The following is a 16,368-nucleotide window of genomic DNA, read 5'->3' on the forward strand; positions in this document are numbered from 1 at the left end:
CACGGCCTCAAAGCACACCCCTTCCCGAGGCTGTCCCGAAGATGTTGATCCTGCGCGGCGCTCCTGCCCTTTCTGCCTTTCGCCACAGCAAGCTCCTTGAGCAACTGAGCCAGAAGGTTCCGGCTGTCAGTGGCCTGTATGCTGAATTCGCTCACTTCGCCGAAGTTACCGGCGACCTGACCGGCGACGAACAGCAGGTGCTTGCGCGCCTTCTGAAGTACGGTCCAAGCGTTCCGGTCCAGGAGCCGACCGGTCGTCTGTTCCTGGTGTTGCCACGTTTCGGCACCATCTCGCCCTGGTCGAGCAAGGCCAGCGACATCGCTCGCAACTGCGGCCTGACCAAGATCCAGCGTATCGAGCGCGGCATTGCCTTCTATGTGGCTGGCCAGTTCAGCGACTCTGAAGCCCAGTTGATCGCCGACGCACTGCACGACCGCATGACCCAGATCGTCCTGGGCAACCTCGAACAGGCTGCCGGCCTGTTCAGCCACGCCGAACCCAAGCCCCTGACCGCGATCGACGTGTTGGGTGGCGGCCGCGCCGCGCTGGAAAAAGCCAACACCGAGCTGGGCCTGGCCCTGGCTGAAGACGAAATCGACTACCTGGTCAACGCCTTCGTCGGCTTGAAGCGCAACCCGCACGACATCGAACTGATGATGTTCGCCCAGGCGAACTCCGAGCACTGCCGTCACAAGATCTTCAACGCCAGTTGGGACATCGACGGCGAAAGCCAGGAAAAAAGCCTGTTCGGCATGATCAAGAACACCTACGTGATGCACAGCGAGGGCGTTCTGTCGGCTTACAAGGACAACGCCTCGGTGATCGTCGGCTCCGTGGCCGGGCGTTTCTTCCCGGACCCCGAAACCCGCCAGTACGGCGCGGTGCAGGAGCCGGTGCACATCCTGATGAAGGTTGAAACCCATAACCACCCGACCGCGATTGCCCCGTTCCCGGGCGCGTCCACCGGTTCCGGTGGCGAGATTCGTGACGAAGGCGCGACCGGTCGTGGCGCCAAGCCAAAAGCTGGCCTGACCGGTTTCACCGTGTCCAACCTGCAGATCCCGGGCTTCTTACAGCCGTGGGAAGTGCCGTACGGTAAGCCCGAGCGCATCGTTACCGCGCTGGACATCATGATCGAAGGCCCACTGGGCGGCGCTGCGTTCAACAACGAATTCGGTCGTCCGGCACTGACCGGCTACTTCCGTACCTTCGAACAGTCGATCAGCACCCCGCACGGTGATGAAGTGCGCGGTTACCACAAGCCGATCATGCTGGCTGGCGGCATGGGCAACATCCGTGAAGAACACGTCAAGAAAGGCGAGATCGTGGTCGGCTCCAAGCTGATCGTGCTCGGCGGCCCGGCGATGTTGATCGGCCTGGGCGGCGGCGCGGCTTCTTCCATGGCCACCGGCACCAGTTCGGCAGACCTGGACTTCGCCTCCGTGCAGCGTGAAAACCCTGAGATGGAGCGTCGCTGCCAGGAAGTCATCGACCGTTGCTGGCAACTGGGCGACAAGAACCCGATCAGCTTCATCCACGACGTGGGTGCGGGCGGCCTGTCCAACGCCTTCCCGGAACTGGTCAATGACGGCGACCGTGGTGGCCGTTTCGAACTGCGCAACATTCCAAACGACGAGCCGGGCATGGCCCCGCACGAAATCTGGAGTAACGAATCCCAGGAACGCTACGTGCTGGCAGTCGGCCCGGCCGACTTCGATCGCTTCAAGGCGATCTGCGAACGTGAGCGTTGCCCGTTTGCCGTCGTCGGCGAAGCCACGGCCGAGCCGCAGCTGACCGTCACCGACAGCCACTTCGGCAACAGCCCGGTGGACATGCCGCTCGAAGTGCTGTTGGGCAAAGCCCCGCGCATGCACCGTTCGGTAGCGCGTGAAAACGAGCTGGGCGACGATTTCGATCCGTCGACCCTCGACATCGGCAATTGCGTCGAGCGCGTCCTGCATCACCCGGCCGTCGCGAGCAAGAGCTTCCTGATCACCATCGGCGACCGCACCATCACCGGCCTTGTGGCCCGTGACCAAATGGTCGGCCCATGGCAGGTGCCGGTGGCCGACGTTGCCGTCACCGCCACCAGCTTCGACGTCTACACCGGTGAAGCCATGGCCATGGGCGAGCGCACTCCGCTGGCACTGCTGGACGCTCCGGCGTCGGGCCGCATGGCCATCGGCGAAACCCTGACCAACATCGCCGCTTCGCGCATCGGCAAGATCTCCGACATCAAGTTGTCGGCGAACTGGATGTCCGCCGCCGGTCACCCGGGTGAAGACGCACGTCTGTACGACACCGTGAAAGCGGTCGGCATGGAATTGTGCCCTGAGCTGGGCATCACCATTCCAGTGGGCAAGGACTCGATGTCCATGGCCACTCGCTGGAACGATGAAGGCGTGGACAAGGCCGTGACCTCGCCAATGTCCCTGATCGTGACCGGTTTCGCGCCAGTGACTGACATCCGTCAGACCCTGACCCCGCAACTGCGCATGGACAAGGGCACCACCGACCTGATCCTGATCGACCTGGGCCGTGGCCAGAACCGCATGGGCGCCTCGATCCTGGCCCAGGTGCATGGCAAGCTCGGCAAGCAGGCTCCGGACGTCGACGACGCCGAAGACCTGAAAGCCTTCTTCGCGGTGATCCAGGGCCTCAACGCCGACGGTCACCTGCTGGCTTACCACGACCGTTCCGACGGTGGTCTGCTGACCAGCGTGGTGGAAATGGCCTTCGCCGGTCATTGCGGCCTGAGCCTGAACCTCGACGGCCTGGCAGAAACGTCTGCTGACATCGCCGCGATCCTGTTCAACGAAGAACTGGGCGCCGTGATCCAGGTTCGCCAGGACGCTACCGCCGACATCCTGGCGCAATTCAGCGCTGCCGGCCTTGGCGAGTGCGTGTCGGTGATCGGCCAGCCGATCAACAATGGCCAGATCAACATCACCTTCAACGGTGACACCGTGTTCGAAGGCCAGCGTCGTCTGCTGCAACGCCAGTGGGCCGAGACCAGCTACCAGATCCAGCGTCTGCGTGACAACGCCGACTGCGCCGATCAAGAGTTCGACGTGCTGCTGGAAGAAGACAACCCGGGCCTGAGCGTGAAGCTCAGCTACGACGTCAACCAGGACATCGCCGCGCCTTACATCAAGAAAGGCATCCGCCCACAGGTTGCCGTGCTGCGTGAGCAGGGCGTCAACGGTCAGGTGGAAATGGCTGCCGCGTTCGATCGCGCCGGTTTCAACGCGATCGATGTGCACATGAGCGACATCCTGGCTGGTCGTGTCGACCTGAACGAGTTCAAGGGCCTGGTTGCCTGCGGCGGCTTCTCCTACGGTGACGTACTCGGCGCCGGTGAAGGCTGGGCCAAGTCGGCGCTGTTCAACAGCCGCGCCCGCGATGCGTTCCAGGGTTTCTTCGAGCGTAACGACAGCTTCACCCTCGGCGTGTGCAACGGTTGCCAGATGATGTCCAACCTGCACGAGCTGATCCCGGGCAGCGAGTTCTGGCCGCACTTCGTGCGTAACCGTTCCGAGCAGTTCGAAGCGCGCGTGGCGATGGTGCAGATCCAGGAGTCGAACTCGATCTTCCTGCAGGGCATGGCCGGTTCGCGCATGCCGATCGCCATCGCCCACGGTGAAGGCCATGCCGAGTTCGCCAGCGAAGAAGCGTTGCTGGAAGCTGATCTGTCCGGTTGCGTGGCGATGCGTTTCGTCGACAACCATGGCAAGGTCACCGAAACCTACCCGGCCAACCCGAACGGCTCGCCGCGCGGGATCACCGGTTTGACCAGCCGCGACGGTCGCGTGACCATCATGATGCCGCACCCGGAGCGTGTGTTCCGTGCCGTGCAGAACTCGTGGCGTTCGGAAGACTGGAACGAAGACGCGCCTTGGATGCGTATGTTCCGTAATGCGCGTGTGTGGGTGAACTGATAGCTGTGTACAAGCTCGCTTTCTTCGTTCCCGACAGCCATGTCGAAGTGGTCAAAAGTGCCGTATTCGCTGCCGGTGGCGGGCGGATCGGCGCTTACGATCACTGTGCCTGGCAGGTGTTGGGCCAGGGCCAGTTTCGCCCACTGGACGGCAGTCAGCCGTTCATTGGCGAGGTGGGGCAGGTCGAGCGGGTGGAGGAATGGAAGGTCGAGCTTGTGGTGGCCGATGAGTTGATTGGCTCGGTGGTGGCGGCTCTGAAACAGAGTCACCCCTACGAGACGCCGGCATACGAAGTGTGGCGGTTGGAGGATTTCTGATCCTTTGGTCGCGGCAATAAAAAACCCGCTGATTCGTCAGCGGGTTTTTTATTGCCTGCATTTTTCTTCGGGCGTAAAAAACCCGGCATGAAAGCCGGGTTTTTCAGGAGCGTCGAGCTTAAGCGGTGAAGGTTTTGCCTTCGAACTGCTCAGCCACGAACTTCCAGTTAACCAGGTTCCAGAACGCCTCAACGTACTTCGGACGCAGGTTGCGGTAGTCGATGTAGTAAGCGTGTTCCCAAACGTCGCAGGTCAGCAGCGGGGTGTCGCCGTTGGTCAGCGGGTTGCCGGCACCGATGGTGCTGGCCAGGCCCAGGGAGCCGTCAGCCTTTTTCACCAGCCAGCCCCAACCGGAACCGAAAGTGCCGATGGAAGTCTTGCTGAACTCTTCCTTGAACTTGTCGAACGAACCGAAGGCTGCGTTGATGGCGTCAGCCAGCGCGCCGGTTGGTTGACCGCCAGCGTTTGGCGCCAGGCAGTTCCAGTAGAAAGTGTGGTTCCACACTTGAGCGGCGTTGTTGAAGATGCCGCCCGAGGAAGTCTTGACGATTTCTTCCAGGGTCTTGCCTTCGAACTCGGTGCCAGGCACCAGGTTGTTCAGGTTCACGACATAGGTGTTGTGGTGCTTGTCGTGGTGAAATTCCAGGGTTTCCTTGGAAATGTGCGGCTGCAGGGCATCGTGTGCGTACGGCAGCGGCGGCAATTCGAAAGCCATTATGATTCTCCTAATCAGGTCAGTTGCGGTGAGCGCAAGGCCGATCACGGGCGGCCAGACAAGCGCCGGGGAGTTTGTACTCTTTGCGGCGCATCGGGTCGGATCATAGCACCGGGGGTGCGGCATAACCACGCAACATCTGTGTGGAATAGAGGTTCCAGAGCCTTTTGGAATAAATCAGCCGGCGCTGATCAGCTGTAATGCTACGGCGAACATCATCACCGCCACCAACAGGTCAAGAATTCGCCAGGTACTTGGCCGCGCCAGCCACGGCGCTAGCCATGCCGCACCGAGTGCCAAGGTAAAGAACCACAGCAATGACGCACTGGCCGCCCCAACTACATAAGCGCCGGGCTCCGTTTGCTGGGCGCCGAGGGAGCCAATCAACAGAACGGTGTCCAGGTAAACGTGCGGGTTGAGCAGGGTAACCGCCAACGCACTGAGCATCACCGCGCGCAACGAACGAACGGTCTGGTTCTCACCTTGTTGCAGACTCTGTCTGGAGCAGGCCCGACGCAACGCCTGGCTGCCATACCACAACAGAAACGCCGCGCCGCCCCAACGGGCAATGGCGAGCAGGGTCGGGTTTTGTGCCAGCACCGTGGCCAGGCCGAATACCCCGGCGGCCACCAGTAATGCATCGCAGGCCACGCAGAGTGCCGCCACCGGCAGGTGATGTTCACGTCGCAGGCTTTGCGCCAGTACGAATGCGTTCTGCGTGCCGATCGCCATGATCAGGCCGAAGGCCACCAACAGGCCGTTCATATAGCTTTGCCACATTATTTTTTACTCCGCGTTGGCTGCCAAGTCGCGCAGCACTTGCATCGCGCGTTCGGCGTCGGCCTGGCCGACAAACAAATGGTCGTGGTAGTAACCGGCGATCACATTGCAGCTGATCCCGGCATGGCCCAGGGCCGTGGCGAACGCGGCGGTCAGTCCGACGGCTTCGAGGGCCGAATGCACGTTCAGGGTGAGCCACGCGGCGATGTAGTCGAAGCTGTATCCAGCCTGTTCTGCATGGGAGCGTTCGAGAATTACGGTCAGGCCTTCCTGCTCGCGAAAGCTGCCGATGATTTCCAGTCCCACGGGCAATCGGCCGTCCGCCAGGGTGCAGAACACGTACTCGCCGGCATTGAGTTGCGGGCTCATGCTGCGCAGTAGCGTTGCCAGTGAAGTTTCGCCAGCCATGAGGAGGATCCTTGTGCAAGAGTTCGTGCTGGCCATTTTCCAGTAGTAACCTGTATAAGAAAAACCAATATTGCTGATCGCTCATTAGGAAAACTGATGTTCGACTATAAATTGCTTTCTGCCCTGGCTGCGGTGGTCGAGCAGGCCGGTTTTGAACGGGCAGCCCAGGTGTTGGGTTTGTCGCAATCGGCTATCTCCCAGCGCATCAAACTGCTCGAGGCGCGGGTCGGCCAACCGGTGTTGGTGCGGGGCACGCCGCCGTCACCGACCGAGATCGGCCGGCGGCTGCTCAACCATGTGCAGCAGGTACGTCTGCTTGAACGGGATTTGCAGACGCTGGTGCCGGCGCTGGACGAAGAGGGCCTGCCGGAACGCCTGCGAATCGCCCTGAATGCCGACAGCCTCGCGACCTGGTGGGCCCAGGCGGTGGGGGAATTTTGCGCGCAACACCACCTGTTGATGGATCTGGTGGTCGAGGACCAGACCGTCGGCCTCAAGCGCATGCGCGCAGGTGAAGTCGCGGCGTGCCTGTGTGCCAGTGAGCGTCCGGTAGCCGGTGCGCGCAGCGTATTGCTCGGGGCGATGCGTTACCGTGCATTGGCCAGCCCGGCCTTCATTGCGCGGCACTTTCCCCAAGGCGTGCGCGCCGATCAGTTGGCCCGGACTCCTGCGCTGGTGTTCGGCCCGGACGACTTCCTGCAGCATCGCTACCTGGCATCCCTGGGCGTCGATGGCGGTTTCGAACACCATCTTTGCCCATCGTCTGAAGGCTTTATCCGCCTCACCGAGGCCGGGCTTGGCTGGGGCCTGGTGCCGGAACTTCAGGTGCGCGAACAACTGGAGCGCGGCATTTTGCTGGAGCTTTTGCCAGATAAACCGATCGACGTGCCGCTGTACTGGCATCATTGGCGCAATGGCGGTCAGTTGCTGGGGTTGCTGACCGAGCAATTGGTGCAGGTGTCCCGGCAATGGTTGGTGCCGTTGGGCTGACAGGCAGCGTCAAGACCTCACGCAATACGCAAAAAACGAAATATTCGGAGCACTACATGAAGATTCTGGTCACCGGCGCAAGCGGCTTCATTGGCGGGCGCTTTGCGCGTTTCGCCCTGGAGCAGGGCCTGGACGTGCGGGTCAACGGTCGCCGGGCCGAAAGCGTCGAACATCTGGTGCGCCGTGGCGCGGAGTTTATCCAGGGCGACTTGTGCGATCCGCTGCTGGCACGCGACCTGTGCTCCGAGGTCGAGGCCGTGGTGCATTGCGCCGGTGCCGTTGGCCTGTGGGGGCGTTATCAGGATTTTCACCTGGGCAACGTCCAGGTCACCGAAAACGTGGTTGAAGCCTGCCTGAAGCAGCGGGTTCGGCGCCTGGTGCACTTGTCGTCGCCGTCGATCTATTTCGATGGTCGCGATCATCTGGGATTGACCGAAGAGCAGGTGCCTAAACGCTTCAAGCACCCGTACGCCGCGACCAAGTACCTGGCCGAGCAAAAAGTCTTCGGCGCCCAGGAGTTTGGCCTCGAAACCCTGGCGCTGCGCCCGCGTTTCGTGACCGGGGCCGGTGACATGAGCATCTTCCCGCGGTTGCTCAAGATGCAGCGCAAGGGACGCCTGGCGATCATTGGCAACGGTTTGAACAAGGTCGACTTCACCAGCGTGCACAACCTCAATGAAGCGTTGCTCAGCAGTTTGCTGGCCACTGGTTCAGCCCTGGGCAAGGTGTACAACATCAGCAACGGCGCGCCGATCCCGTTGTGGGATGTGGTCAATTACGTCATGCGTAAAATGGAAGTCCCACAAGTCACGCGCTACCGTTCCTACGGCCTGGGCTACAGTGTCGCGGCGCTCAATGAGGGGTTCTGCAAGTTGTGGCCGGGTCGTCCCGAACCCACCCTGTCGCGACTGGGCATGCAGGTCATGAAGAAAAATTTCACCCTGGATATCAGTCGCGCCCGGCATTATCTGGACTACGACCCCAAGGTCAGTCTCTGGACGGCGCTCGATGAATTCTGCGCCTGGTGGAAGGCCCAGGACATTCGCTGAAATCGGCTTCACTGAACCGAGGTTGGGCTTCGGGGTCAATCGTTGCGGCCGTGGGGGGTTATACTGCGCCGCATCAAGCCAACACCGTGTTTCACAAAGGTTGACTCAATGTCCATGCGTAACGATGCCAACGATGACTTCGACGATGTACCGAGCCTGCGTGCAGACATCCTCGATGATGATTTCCCGAAGAGCACCCGCACCTCCGTGCACTCGCGCACGCCGCCAGTGGTCAAGGTCAAGGCGGCGAGTACCGGCCCGTTGTGGGCACTGGTCGGCGCCCTGTTCTTTGCCTTCGCAGGCCTTGCCTGGTGGAGCTTCCAGCAAATTTCGCTGATGGAGCAACAGCTGGTGGCAACCCAGGAAAGCTTTGCGCGAATCAGTGAAGAAGCGGCGGGGCGCCTGCAGGATATTTCCGGCAAGGTGGTCGCCAGCCAGACTAACGTCAGTACCGACAGCGAAGCGCTGAAGCTGCAAATCCGGCAGCTGCAAAATCAGCTGCAGGATCAGGGCAAGCAACAACAGGGCGTCGCCGGCCAGGCCTCGGACCTGGACAAGCGCCTGGCGCAGATGACCGCGCAGACCAGCGACCTGGAAAAGCGCCTCGCCGAGATGGCCGCCCAGGACACCGAGCAGCAAAAGGCCAATGCGCAAGTGCAGGAGCAGGTCAAAGCCTTGGGCAGTGAACTGGCCACGCTGAAAAATACCCCGGCGGATACCGAGAAATTCGATGCGCAACTGAAGAGCCTGGGCGCCGACATCACGGCGCTGAAGAAACAGGGCAATCCGAACGCTGCCATCGATCGCCTGGAGCAGGACATCGTGGTTCTCAAAAGCCAGCAGGACAACCGTCCAGGCACCTCTCAAGGCGCAAGCACTGCTGAGTTCGATGCCTTCCGCAGCCAGGTCACCCGAACCATCAACAGCCTGCAAGCGCAGATCCAGAACCTGCAACAGCAGCTGCGCACTCGCCAGTAAGCCCTGCCTCATTCCCGGTTCGCCGGGAATGATCCCCGCCTCGATTCGCTGAATGTCCCTGCATGCGCCATTGCCGTCTACGCTCTTGAAACATCAAGAGAACGGGGGGACGTGCCATGGGAGTTGTGCAAAAGTTGGCCTGTTTGGGGGGCATGCTGTTGATGTGCCTGGGCCAGGTTCAAGCTGCCGAAACGGAAAAGGCCGACAGCCAGGCGGCCATTGCTTTGCTGGAAAAAGCCCTGGCCTACTACCACGACAATGGCGACAAGGCTTTCGCCGCCTTCAGCCGTCAGGGCGAGTTTGTCGACCAGGACCGGTATGTCTTCGTGGTCGATACCAAGGGCGTGATGCTCGCCAGCGGTGGGCCGTCGGCTGCATTGATTGGCCGGGATGTGTCGGATGTGCTCGGGCCGGATCTGCAGAAGGCCTTCAAGGATGCGCTCAAAGTGCCCGAGGGCAATGGCATCCAGCAAGCGGAGTACCGTTGGCAAAACTGGTCCGACGGCAAGGTCGAGCGCAAGCATGTCTACTATCAGCGAGTCGGCCAGCGAATCCTCGCGGTCGGTTACTACCTGCCACGGGCTTCAGCGGAGCAAGCCATGGCCTTGCTGAACAAGGCGGCGGCCGACCTGGCCAAGGACGAGAAGGGCACCCTGAAAGCCATCAACTCTCTGAAGGGCGGTTACCTGCAGGATGACCTGTATGTCTTCGTCGTCGACCTCGATACCCGGCGCTATGTCGCCCATGGCACCAACTTGCGATTGATCAACACCGATTTCAGCAAGATCAATGATCCGGATGGCAAGCCGGTGGGGGAGCCGATGCTGGCGCTGATCGCGAAACAGGATTACGGCGAGTATGAATACCGCTGGAAAAACCCGGTGACCGGTAAGGTCGAGAACAAGCATGCCTATCTGAAGAAGGTCGGGCATTTCCTGGTGGCGGTGGGGTATTACAGCCCTTGAATGGTATTGCCTGATACACCGCATTCGCGAGCAGGCCGCTCCCGCATTGAATCTCCAGTGATCACACATTTTGTGTACTCTGGAAATCATTGTGGGAGCGAGCCTGCTCGCGAATGCGGGCGACTCGGTCTCTCTACCGGACCTTGTCCTCGCGCCCGCGGAGCACCCTGTCCGGCATGGCGATCGCCGCCGCCAACCCCAGCAGCGACACCGCCGCACTTACCATCAACAGATGCCTGAACGTCAGCAACAGTTCAGCGCGCAGGGCATCCTGCGCGTCACCCTGTGCGGCGTTCAGGCCATCCAGCAAGACATTCCCCGAGTGACCCTCGGCCAACAGCGAAGAGCCAGCCAGGTGGGCGAAGCTCGAATCCTGCAACAACGCCAGCAACAGCGCCGACATCAGTGCCACGCCCACCGCTCCGCCCAATGAACGGAACAGGTTGGTGGTGCTGGTGGCAACGCCGATGTCTCGCTGTTGCACCGAGTTCTGCGTGCCGACCAGGGAGGTCGGAAACTGCATGCCCGAGGCGATACCGCAGAACAGCATGAACAGGCTGCTCAGCCAAAAGGACTGTGGCGGCTGAACGCCATACCGAGAATCGACAACGGCATGAGCAGGGCGCCGGTCAGGATCATCGGTTTGTAGCGTCCGGTCACGGAGGTACGGCGGCCGGCGAAATATGCGCCAATCGGCAAGCCCATGGCCAGCGGCAGCAGGTGCAGGGCAGCGCTGTCGGCACCGGCACCGGTGACACTCTGGAAACGCAGGGGCATCAGTACGATCAACGAGATGGCCTGGAAACTGGTGAAGAAAATCGTGCACCAGCACAGGATCGCATTGCGGTTGGTGAACAGGTGCATCGGCAGCAATGGCTCCGATGCGCGTCGTTCATGCAGCACGAACAGGCCCAGCACCGCTGCCGCACAAGCCAGTAACCCCAATACTTCGGTACTGCGCCAGGAGTGCCCCTGACCGAATTGGGTGATACCCAGCAGCAACGCCGTCAGTCCGATGATCATCAACAATGTACCGAGGTAATCGATCACCGGTTTGCGTTGCGGAATCGGCAAGCCGACCAGCGTGCGATTGGCCACCAGCCATGCTCCCACGCCCAGCGGCAAATTGATCAGGAAGACCCAACGCCAGGAAAGGTATTCGGTCATGTATCCGCCCAGCACCGGGCCGGCGACGCTGGCCACCGCATACATGCTGCTGAAATAGCCCTGATAACGGCCGCGCTCACGGGGGGGCACGATGTCGCCGATGATTGCCTGGCTGACGGAGATCATTCCACCGGCTCCGATCCCCTGGAAAATTCGCGCCAGCACCAGTTGCTCCATGCTCTGGGCCATGCCACAGAACAGCGACGCCAGGGTGAATAACCCCATGCCAAACAGCATCAATTTGCGCCTGCCGTACAGATCGCCCAGCTTGCCGTAGATCGGCACCGCCACCGTCATCGCCACCATGTAGCCGGAAATCACCCAGGCCAGCAAACTGACGTCCTTGAACTGTGCGGAAATGGCTGGCATCGACACAGCAACGATGGTTTGGTCCAGCGCACCGAGGAAAATAGCCAGCATCAGCGCGATCAGCACGCTGCGGATGGCCGGTTTGGGCAATTCAGGCTGGTGGAAAGTGGTCACGAATAAACCTGCGGCAGTGAATGACCCGCCAGTCAAGGCGAGCGGGATGCTCGCCAGTGTAAGTCGATAGGAGGCTATTCGATAGCCTCATAGGGAAGGCCTGGCCCATCGTTTTGCAAACCTTCGACCTGACGAGCGGCCATGCGGTCGCGGATGACTCCTGTCTGGCCTTAGACCATCACCGTTTTGCAACGGGTCAGCCCTTGCAGATCCCACGCGGCGGGGGGCGGTGATGGATTTTTATGGATCGAGTGCTTGCAATTTTCCCTTGCGGGTCGGTCAATTGAAGGTGAAAACTGAGCGGGTAGCTGTACATTCTGCCATTCGGTGCGATTATCGCCCGTCGTCCATTCCGAAACCTGGATTGAAGTGATGAACAAGCCTGACCTGCCTTCGATTCCGGTGTTCAAGCTCTACGGTGAAAGCCTGGATTGGCCGACCCCGGACTTGCTGCACTGTGAAACCATTTCCAAACGCAGTCGCGAACATCAATGGGAAATCAAACCCCACCGCCACGCCGATTTATGTCAGTTGCTCTTCGTGTTCAAAGGTCAGGCAGAGCTTGAAATCGAAGGCAAACGTTCGCAACTGACTGAACCGGCGATCCAAATCCTGCCGCCGTTGTCGGTGCATGGTTTTCGGTTCAGCGAAGACGTCGAGGGGTTCGTGGTCACCCTCGCGGCACCGCTTATCGCGCATCTTCAGGCGCAATTGGGGCATTCGGTGAATGCCCTGGCCCAGGCCGAGAGCTACCCGGCAGGCCAGGACGCCGCGTACCTCAACAGTCTGTTCAGCGCGTTGCAGAACGAATACACCGGCCACCAACCGGCGCGGGAAATGCTCATGCATTCGCTGGTCAGCGTGATCATGGTGTGGGTCAGCCGCCAGGTGATCCAGCGCCGGTCAGCGGGTCAACGACCGCAGCGGGCGCGGGAATACCTCAATGGCTACATCCAGTTGGTGGAAGAAACCTACCGCCAGCACGTCAAGGTTGAAGACCTGGCCCATCGGCTGGGGATTTCGGTCTCTCACCTCAATGGCACCTGCCGCGAGTTGGCGGGGCAACCGGCATTGCAGATCATGCACGAACGGCAGTTGTTGGAGGCCAAGCGCTTGCTGACCTACACCAGCATGACCATCTATGAAATGTCCGACGTGTTGGGGTTCTCTGATCCGACCAACTTCACGCGCCTGTTCCGACGCCGCGTTGGCATCTCGCCAAAGGCGTTCCGCGATCGCTTGAAGGCCGATCAGGACAAAGAAGGCTGATCCGCTCCTTAGCGCAGTGCGTTAAGGGTGGCGTTGTGTGGAATGCAGCGCTCGAAGTTGCAACTGGCAGCCTCCCGGGGCAAGTTGCGTAGCTGCTCGACACGCCACGCAGCAGCGCCATACAACCCGAGCGTGACCGCGCAGGTGATGAAGATGGCGAGGTACCTTCTTGTTTTGATGTTCATGGCGTAGACCTCTGAACGAATACCCTTCGGTATTACCTTGAGCATAGGTCAGATGCGTAGGAGCTGCCGGAGGCTGCGATCTTTTGATCTTGATTTTTAGCGGCGTTGAGAAGATCAATATCAAAAGATCGCAGCCTGCGGCAGCTCCTACAGGCCGATATCCCACGCCGGTTTTTCGGGAAACCTCACCACCAGAAAATCCAGCAAGCAACGCAGCGCCGATGGCATGTGTTTGCGTGAGGCGTATACCGCGTACACGTTCATCTGCCTTGGCTCGGCCCGGGGCAGCAGGCGCACCAGCTCACCGCTGTGGATGTACACGCCGGCCTGATAAGTGGGGAGCATGGCCACGCCTGCGCCGGCCAGGGTGGCGCGAAGTAGCGTGCTGGCTTCGTTGGCGCTGATGTTGCCTTGCACGGGCACCGCCACCTGTTCGCCATCGAGTTCAAAGTGCCACAGGTTTTTGCCGAAGTACGAGTGGGTCAGGCAATTGTGCAGGCTCAAATCCTCGATCCGCCGGGGTGCAGGGTGTTCGCGCAAATAGGCGGGGGCGGCGCAGATCACCGAGCGACACACCGTCAACCGACGGGCGATCAGGTTCGGGTCCAGGTCATTGCTGGTGCGAATGGCCAGGTCGATGCGCTCGTCCACCAGGTTCACCGTGCGGTCAAGCATCTGCAGGTCAATGCTGACAGTCGGGTAGCGCTTGACGAATGCCGCCATGGCATCGGCCAATTGCGCCTGGCCGAACGAGGTGCTGACGCTGATTCGCAGTAGGCCGCGAGGTGTATCGTCCGGCACGCTGACGGTAGCTTGCATGTCCGTGGACAGGTCGAGCATCTGCCGGCAGCGGGGCAATATTTCGCTACCGGCGGTGGTCAGGCTCAATTTGCGCGTGGTGCGGTGCATCAGGCGTGCGCCAACCCAGTTTTCCAGTTCCGCCAGATAACGCGAAACCACCGGCCGTGACAGCTCCAGATGATCGGCGGCGGCCGACTGGCTGCCAAGATCGATCACCGTGACGAACACCCGCATTGCTTGTAGACGATCCATGATTTGCCCGGTTTCAGAAACAAACTATGTCCAAGCATCGCATTTTTTGTACTGAAGCAGGCAACTAAGCTCTGTTCCCATTCCGGCCTTCCCTGGCCTGCAAACAACGGAGCAACAGATGATCGGTTTCACCACACTTAAACGCGTTTTGCTGGCGACCGCTGTCCTCGGCTTCGCCGCCCACGCAGCCGCGTCGACATTGACGCTGGATGTCTATAACCCCGGCGATAAAGCGATATTCCCGGTGACCTCGGTACTGGTCAGCGGCGAGAAAGAGGCAATCCTGGTGGACGCCCAGTTCGGCAAATCCCAGGCGGCGCAAGTGGTGGAAAAAATCCGCGCCAGTGGCAAGCAACTGACCACTATCTACATCAGCCACGGCGACCCGGATTATTACTTCGGCCTCGATACCCTGACGGCTGCATTCCCCAATGCAAAAGTGCTCGCTTCGCAGCCGACCGTTGATCACATCAAGCAAACCGTCGACGGCAAACTGGCGTTCTGGGGGCCGAAATTGGGAGCTGACGCGCCCGCCAAAACGGTTGTGCCGGATGTGCTCAAGGGCGACAGCCTGATGCTCGAAGGGCAGAAGCTGCAAGTGATCGGCCTTGAAGGCAAGCAACCGGATCGCAGCTTCGTGTGGGTTCCGTCGATCAAGGCCGTGGTCGGTGGTGTGGTCGTGGCAGAAAACATCCACGTCTGGATGGCCGATACCCAGTCTCCCCAGTCCCATGCCGATTGGTTGGCGACGCTGCATTCGATCGAAACCCTGAAGCCGAACACCGTCGTGCCGGGCCATTACCTCGGCGATAGCGCCCGATCCCTGGCCGCCGTTAAATTCACCGCCGATTACATCAAGGCCTTCGATGAGGAAACCGCCAAGGCCAAAGATTCGGCGGCACTGATCGCGGCGATGAAAAAGCGCTACCCAGCACTGGGCGAGGAAAGCTCGTTGGAGCTGAGCGCCAAGGTCGCCAAGGGCGAGATGAAGTGGTAAATCTGCCAATGGGACGCAGAGCGTCCCGGGCTGCATTCCCACGCAGAGCGTGTGAACGATCATACGAGTACACCCCTGCAGGTTTCGATTACCGGGATTGCGCCTGTTCCACCAGCCAACCCATCAACTCGCGCAACTTCGGAGAAGGTGCGGGTTTTTCCGGGAAAACCAGGTAATACGCCAGCCCTGTTTTCACCTTCAATTCAAAGGGCATGACCAGCCTCCCGGCACTCAGGTCATCGCCAATCAACGACCAGTCACCGATCGCCACCCCCGTGCCCTGGGACGCCATCGACATGGCCAGGTCCAGCGTTTCGAAATGCTGGCCCTTGCTCACGTTGCTCAAGCGAATATCCGCAGTGGCCAGCCAGGCCTTCCAGTCCCGTTCATCCCGGGTCGGGTGGAGCAACATGTGTTGCTCCAGGTCCTTTGGCGATTGGAGCGGCACCGAACCTTCGAGCAATGGCTGGGAACACACCGGCGTCAGTTGCTCATCGAAGAGTTTTTGCGACAGCAGTGAGCTGTCCGGCGGCGCGCCATACATCACCGCGGCATCGAACTGCTCGCGATGAAAATCCACGCCGTGCTTGACCGTGGTGGTGAGCTCTACCGGCACGTCCGGGCGTTCCCTTTGCCATTGCAACAGGCGTGGCAGCAACCAGCGCATGACGCAGGTCGGAGCCTTTAGCTGCAGGGTTTCGCGCTTCTCGCCGATCTGTTCGACCGCTTCGTCGATCAAGCCGAAAATCTGCTGGACCCGTGGCAGCCATTCCCGTCCTTCGGCGGTCAGGTCCAGGCCTCGAGCCTGACGGATAAACAATTCGTAACCCAGGAAATCTTCCAGCCCGGCGATCTGCCGACTCACCGCGCCCTGGGTGATAAATAGCTGTTCAGCAGCACGGGTGAAATTGCAGCACTGCGCGGTAATCAGGAATGTGTGCAGCGCCGGCAGGGGAGGCAGTCGTTTCATCGGGATCCAAGGTATGACGTGAGGACATGGCTAGTATGACTTTTTATCCATTGTTGCGGCTATGTGTCGCCCGTTCCAATGAGGCCATCCCTGGACCTGCGAAC

The 16,368-nt window shown here is 60.5% G+C and carries 14 protein-coding genes and 1 pseudogene; 8 read left to right on the forward strand and 7 right to left on the reverse strand.

Annotated elements, in window-relative coordinates; translation table 11 throughout:
- Positions 1-41: 41 nt before the first annotated feature.
- Together purL and AC3WWR_RS17520 are read left to right on the forward strand one after the other, a co-directional pair.
- Positions 42-3,938, forward strand: a complete 3,897-nt coding sequence (gene purL / locus AC3WWR_RS17515; RefSeq protein ID WP_492598923.1) for a phosphoribosylformylglycinamidine synthase — start codon at positions 42-44, stop codon at positions 3,936-3,938.
- A gap of 5 nt (positions 3,939-3,943) precedes the next feature.
- The gene (locus AC3WWR_RS17520; protein WP_492598926.1) at positions 3,944-4,255 is read left to right on the forward strand and encodes an NGG1p interacting factor NIF3; all 312 of its coding nucleotides are present in this window, start codon (positions 3,944-3,946) and stop codon (positions 4,253-4,255) included.
- Between the two features lie 118 nt (positions 4,256-4,373).
- On the opposite strand, the gene AC3WWR_RS17525 is transcribed toward AC3WWR_RS17520, so the two are convergent.
- The 3 genes from AC3WWR_RS17525 to AC3WWR_RS17535 all read right to left on the reverse strand — a co-directional run bounded on the left by AC3WWR_RS17525 (position 4,374) and on the right by AC3WWR_RS17535 (position 6,158).
- The gene (locus tag AC3WWR_RS17525) at positions 4,374-4,970 is read right to left on the reverse strand and encodes a superoxide dismutase (RefSeq protein WP_033043443.1); all 597 of its coding nucleotides are present in this window, start codon (positions 4,968-4,970) and stop codon (positions 4,374-4,376) included.
- 177 nt (positions 4,971-5,147) lie between these two features.
- A complete protein-coding gene (locus tag AC3WWR_RS17530) occupies positions 5,148-5,750 on the reverse strand; it encodes a LysE/ArgO family amino acid transporter (RefSeq protein WP_020799466.1) in 603 nt (200 codons plus the stop codon).
- A 6-nt stretch (positions 5,751-5,756) separates the two neighbouring features.
- Positions 5,757-6,158: an ACT domain-containing protein gene (locus tag AC3WWR_RS17535; RefSeq protein WP_492598924.1), complete on the reverse strand. Its 402-nt coding sequence runs from the start codon at positions 6,156-6,158 to the stop codon at positions 5,757-5,759.
- A gap of 96 nt (positions 6,159-6,254) precedes the next feature.
- On the opposite strand from AC3WWR_RS17535, the gene AC3WWR_RS17540 reads away from it, so the two are divergent.
- The 4 genes from AC3WWR_RS17540 to AC3WWR_RS17555 all read left to right on the forward strand — a co-directional run bounded on the left by AC3WWR_RS17540 (position 6,255) and on the right by AC3WWR_RS17555 (position 10,140).
- Entirely contained in the window at positions 6,255-7,148 is an 894-nt protein-coding gene (locus AC3WWR_RS17540) for a LysR family transcriptional regulator ArgP (RefSeq protein WP_020799468.1), read from the forward strand.
- A 56-nt stretch (positions 7,149-7,204) separates the two neighbouring features.
- Entirely contained in the window at positions 7,205-8,197 is a 993-nt protein-coding gene (locus AC3WWR_RS17545) for an NAD-dependent epimerase/dehydratase family protein (RefSeq protein ID WP_033043457.1), read from the forward strand.
- 108 nt (positions 8,198-8,305) lie between these two features.
- A complete protein-coding gene (locus AC3WWR_RS17550; RefSeq protein ID WP_033043448.1) occupies positions 8,306-9,175 on the forward strand; it encodes an ATPase in 870 nt (289 codons plus the stop codon).
- Between the two features lie 116 nt (positions 9,176-9,291).
- Positions 9,292-10,140 carry a cache domain-containing protein gene (locus AC3WWR_RS17555; RefSeq protein WP_033043449.1) on the forward strand — a complete coding sequence of 283 codons (849 nt, stop codon included), beginning with the start codon at positions 9,292-9,294 and terminating at the stop codon, positions 10,138-10,140.
- 133 nt (positions 10,141-10,273) lie between these two features.
- Here the strand turns inward: AC3WWR_RS17555 and AC3WWR_RS17560 are convergent.
- Positions 10,274-11,727 (reverse strand): annotated as a pseudogene (locus AC3WWR_RS17560) (MDR family MFS transporter).
- 435 nt (positions 11,728-12,162) lie between these two features.
- Here AC3WWR_RS17560 and AC3WWR_RS17565 point away from each other — a divergent pair.
- Positions 12,163-13,059 carry a helix-turn-helix domain-containing protein gene (locus AC3WWR_RS17565; protein ID WP_033043451.1) on the forward strand — a complete coding sequence of 299 codons (897 nt, stop codon included), beginning with the start codon at positions 12,163-12,165 and terminating at the stop codon, positions 13,057-13,059.
- 8 nt (positions 13,060-13,067) lie between these two features.
- On the opposite strand, the gene AC3WWR_RS17570 is transcribed toward AC3WWR_RS17565, so the two are convergent.
- Together AC3WWR_RS17570 and AC3WWR_RS17575 are read right to left on the reverse strand one after the other, a co-directional pair.
- Positions 13,068-13,244, reverse strand: a complete 177-nt coding sequence (locus AC3WWR_RS17570; RefSeq protein WP_020799474.1) for a hypothetical protein — start codon at positions 13,242-13,244, stop codon at positions 13,068-13,070.
- 147 nt (positions 13,245-13,391) lie between these two features.
- Positions 13,392-14,297: a LysR family transcriptional regulator gene (locus AC3WWR_RS17575; RefSeq protein ID WP_492598925.1), complete on the reverse strand. Its 906-nt coding sequence runs from the start codon at positions 14,295-14,297 to the stop codon at positions 13,392-13,394.
- A gap of 118 nt (positions 14,298-14,415) precedes the next feature.
- Between AC3WWR_RS17575 and AC3WWR_RS17580 the strand changes: the two genes are divergently transcribed.
- Positions 14,416-15,294: an MBL fold metallo-hydrolase gene (locus AC3WWR_RS17580; protein ID WP_168758867.1), complete on the forward strand. Its 879-nt coding sequence runs from the start codon at positions 14,416-14,418 to the stop codon at positions 15,292-15,294.
- 88 nt (positions 15,295-15,382) lie between these two features.
- On the opposite strand, the gene AC3WWR_RS17585 is transcribed toward AC3WWR_RS17580, so the two are convergent.
- Positions 15,383-16,264, reverse strand: a complete 882-nt coding sequence (locus AC3WWR_RS17585; protein WP_020799477.1) for a LysR substrate-binding domain-containing protein — start codon at positions 16,262-16,264, stop codon at positions 15,383-15,385.
- Between the last annotated feature and the right edge of the window lie 104 nt (positions 16,265-16,368).

Source organism: Pseudomonas sp. EB271-G4-1, from assembly GCF_058791355.1.

Bases quoted from the DNA above. Each gene is read 5' to 3' on its own strand.
- purL (WP_492598923.1), top strand. From the start codon at position 42: ATGTTGATCCTGCGCGGCGCTCCTGCCCTTTCTGCCTTTCGCCACAGC.
- AC3WWR_RS17565 (WP_033043451.1), top strand. From the start codon at position 12,163: ATGAACAAGCCTGACCTGCCTTCGATTCCGGTGTTCAAGCTCTACGGT.
- AC3WWR_RS17580 (WP_168758867.1), top strand. From the start codon at position 14,416: ATGATCGGTTTCACCACACTTAAACGCGTTTTGCTGGCGACCGCTGTC.
- AC3WWR_RS17535 (WP_492598924.1), bottom strand. From the start codon at position 6,158: ATGGCTGGCGAAACTTCACTGGCAACGCTACTGCGCAGCATGAGCCCG.
- AC3WWR_RS17555 (WP_033043449.1), top strand. From the start codon at position 9,292: ATGGGAGTTGTGCAAAAGTTGGCCTGTTTGGGGGGCATGCTGTTGATG.
- AC3WWR_RS17525 (WP_033043443.1), bottom strand. From the start codon at position 4,970: ATGGCTTTCGAATTGCCGCCGCTGCCGTACGCACACGATGCCCTGCAG.
- AC3WWR_RS17550 (WP_033043448.1), top strand. From the start codon at position 8,306: ATGTCCATGCGTAACGATGCCAACGATGACTTCGACGATGTACCGAGC.
- AC3WWR_RS17530 (WP_020799466.1), bottom strand. From the start codon at position 5,750: ATGTGGCAAAGCTATATGAACGGCCTGTTGGTGGCCTTCGGCCTGATC.
- AC3WWR_RS17575 (WP_492598925.1), bottom strand. From the start codon at position 14,297: ATGGATCGTCTACAAGCAATGCGGGTGTTCGTCACGGTGATCGATCTT.
- AC3WWR_RS17585 (WP_020799477.1), bottom strand. From the start codon at position 16,264: ATGAAACGACTGCCTCCCCTGCCGGCGCTGCACACATTCCTGATTACC.
- AC3WWR_RS17570 (WP_020799474.1), bottom strand. From the start codon at position 13,244: ATGAACATCAAAACAAGAAGGTACCTCGCCATCTTCATCACCTGCGCG.
- AC3WWR_RS17545 (WP_033043457.1), top strand. From the start codon at position 7,205: ATGAAGATTCTGGTCACCGGCGCAAGCGGCTTCATTGGCGGGCGCTTT.
- AC3WWR_RS17540 (WP_020799468.1), top strand. From the start codon at position 6,255: ATGTTCGACTATAAATTGCTTTCTGCCCTGGCTGCGGTGGTCGAGCAG.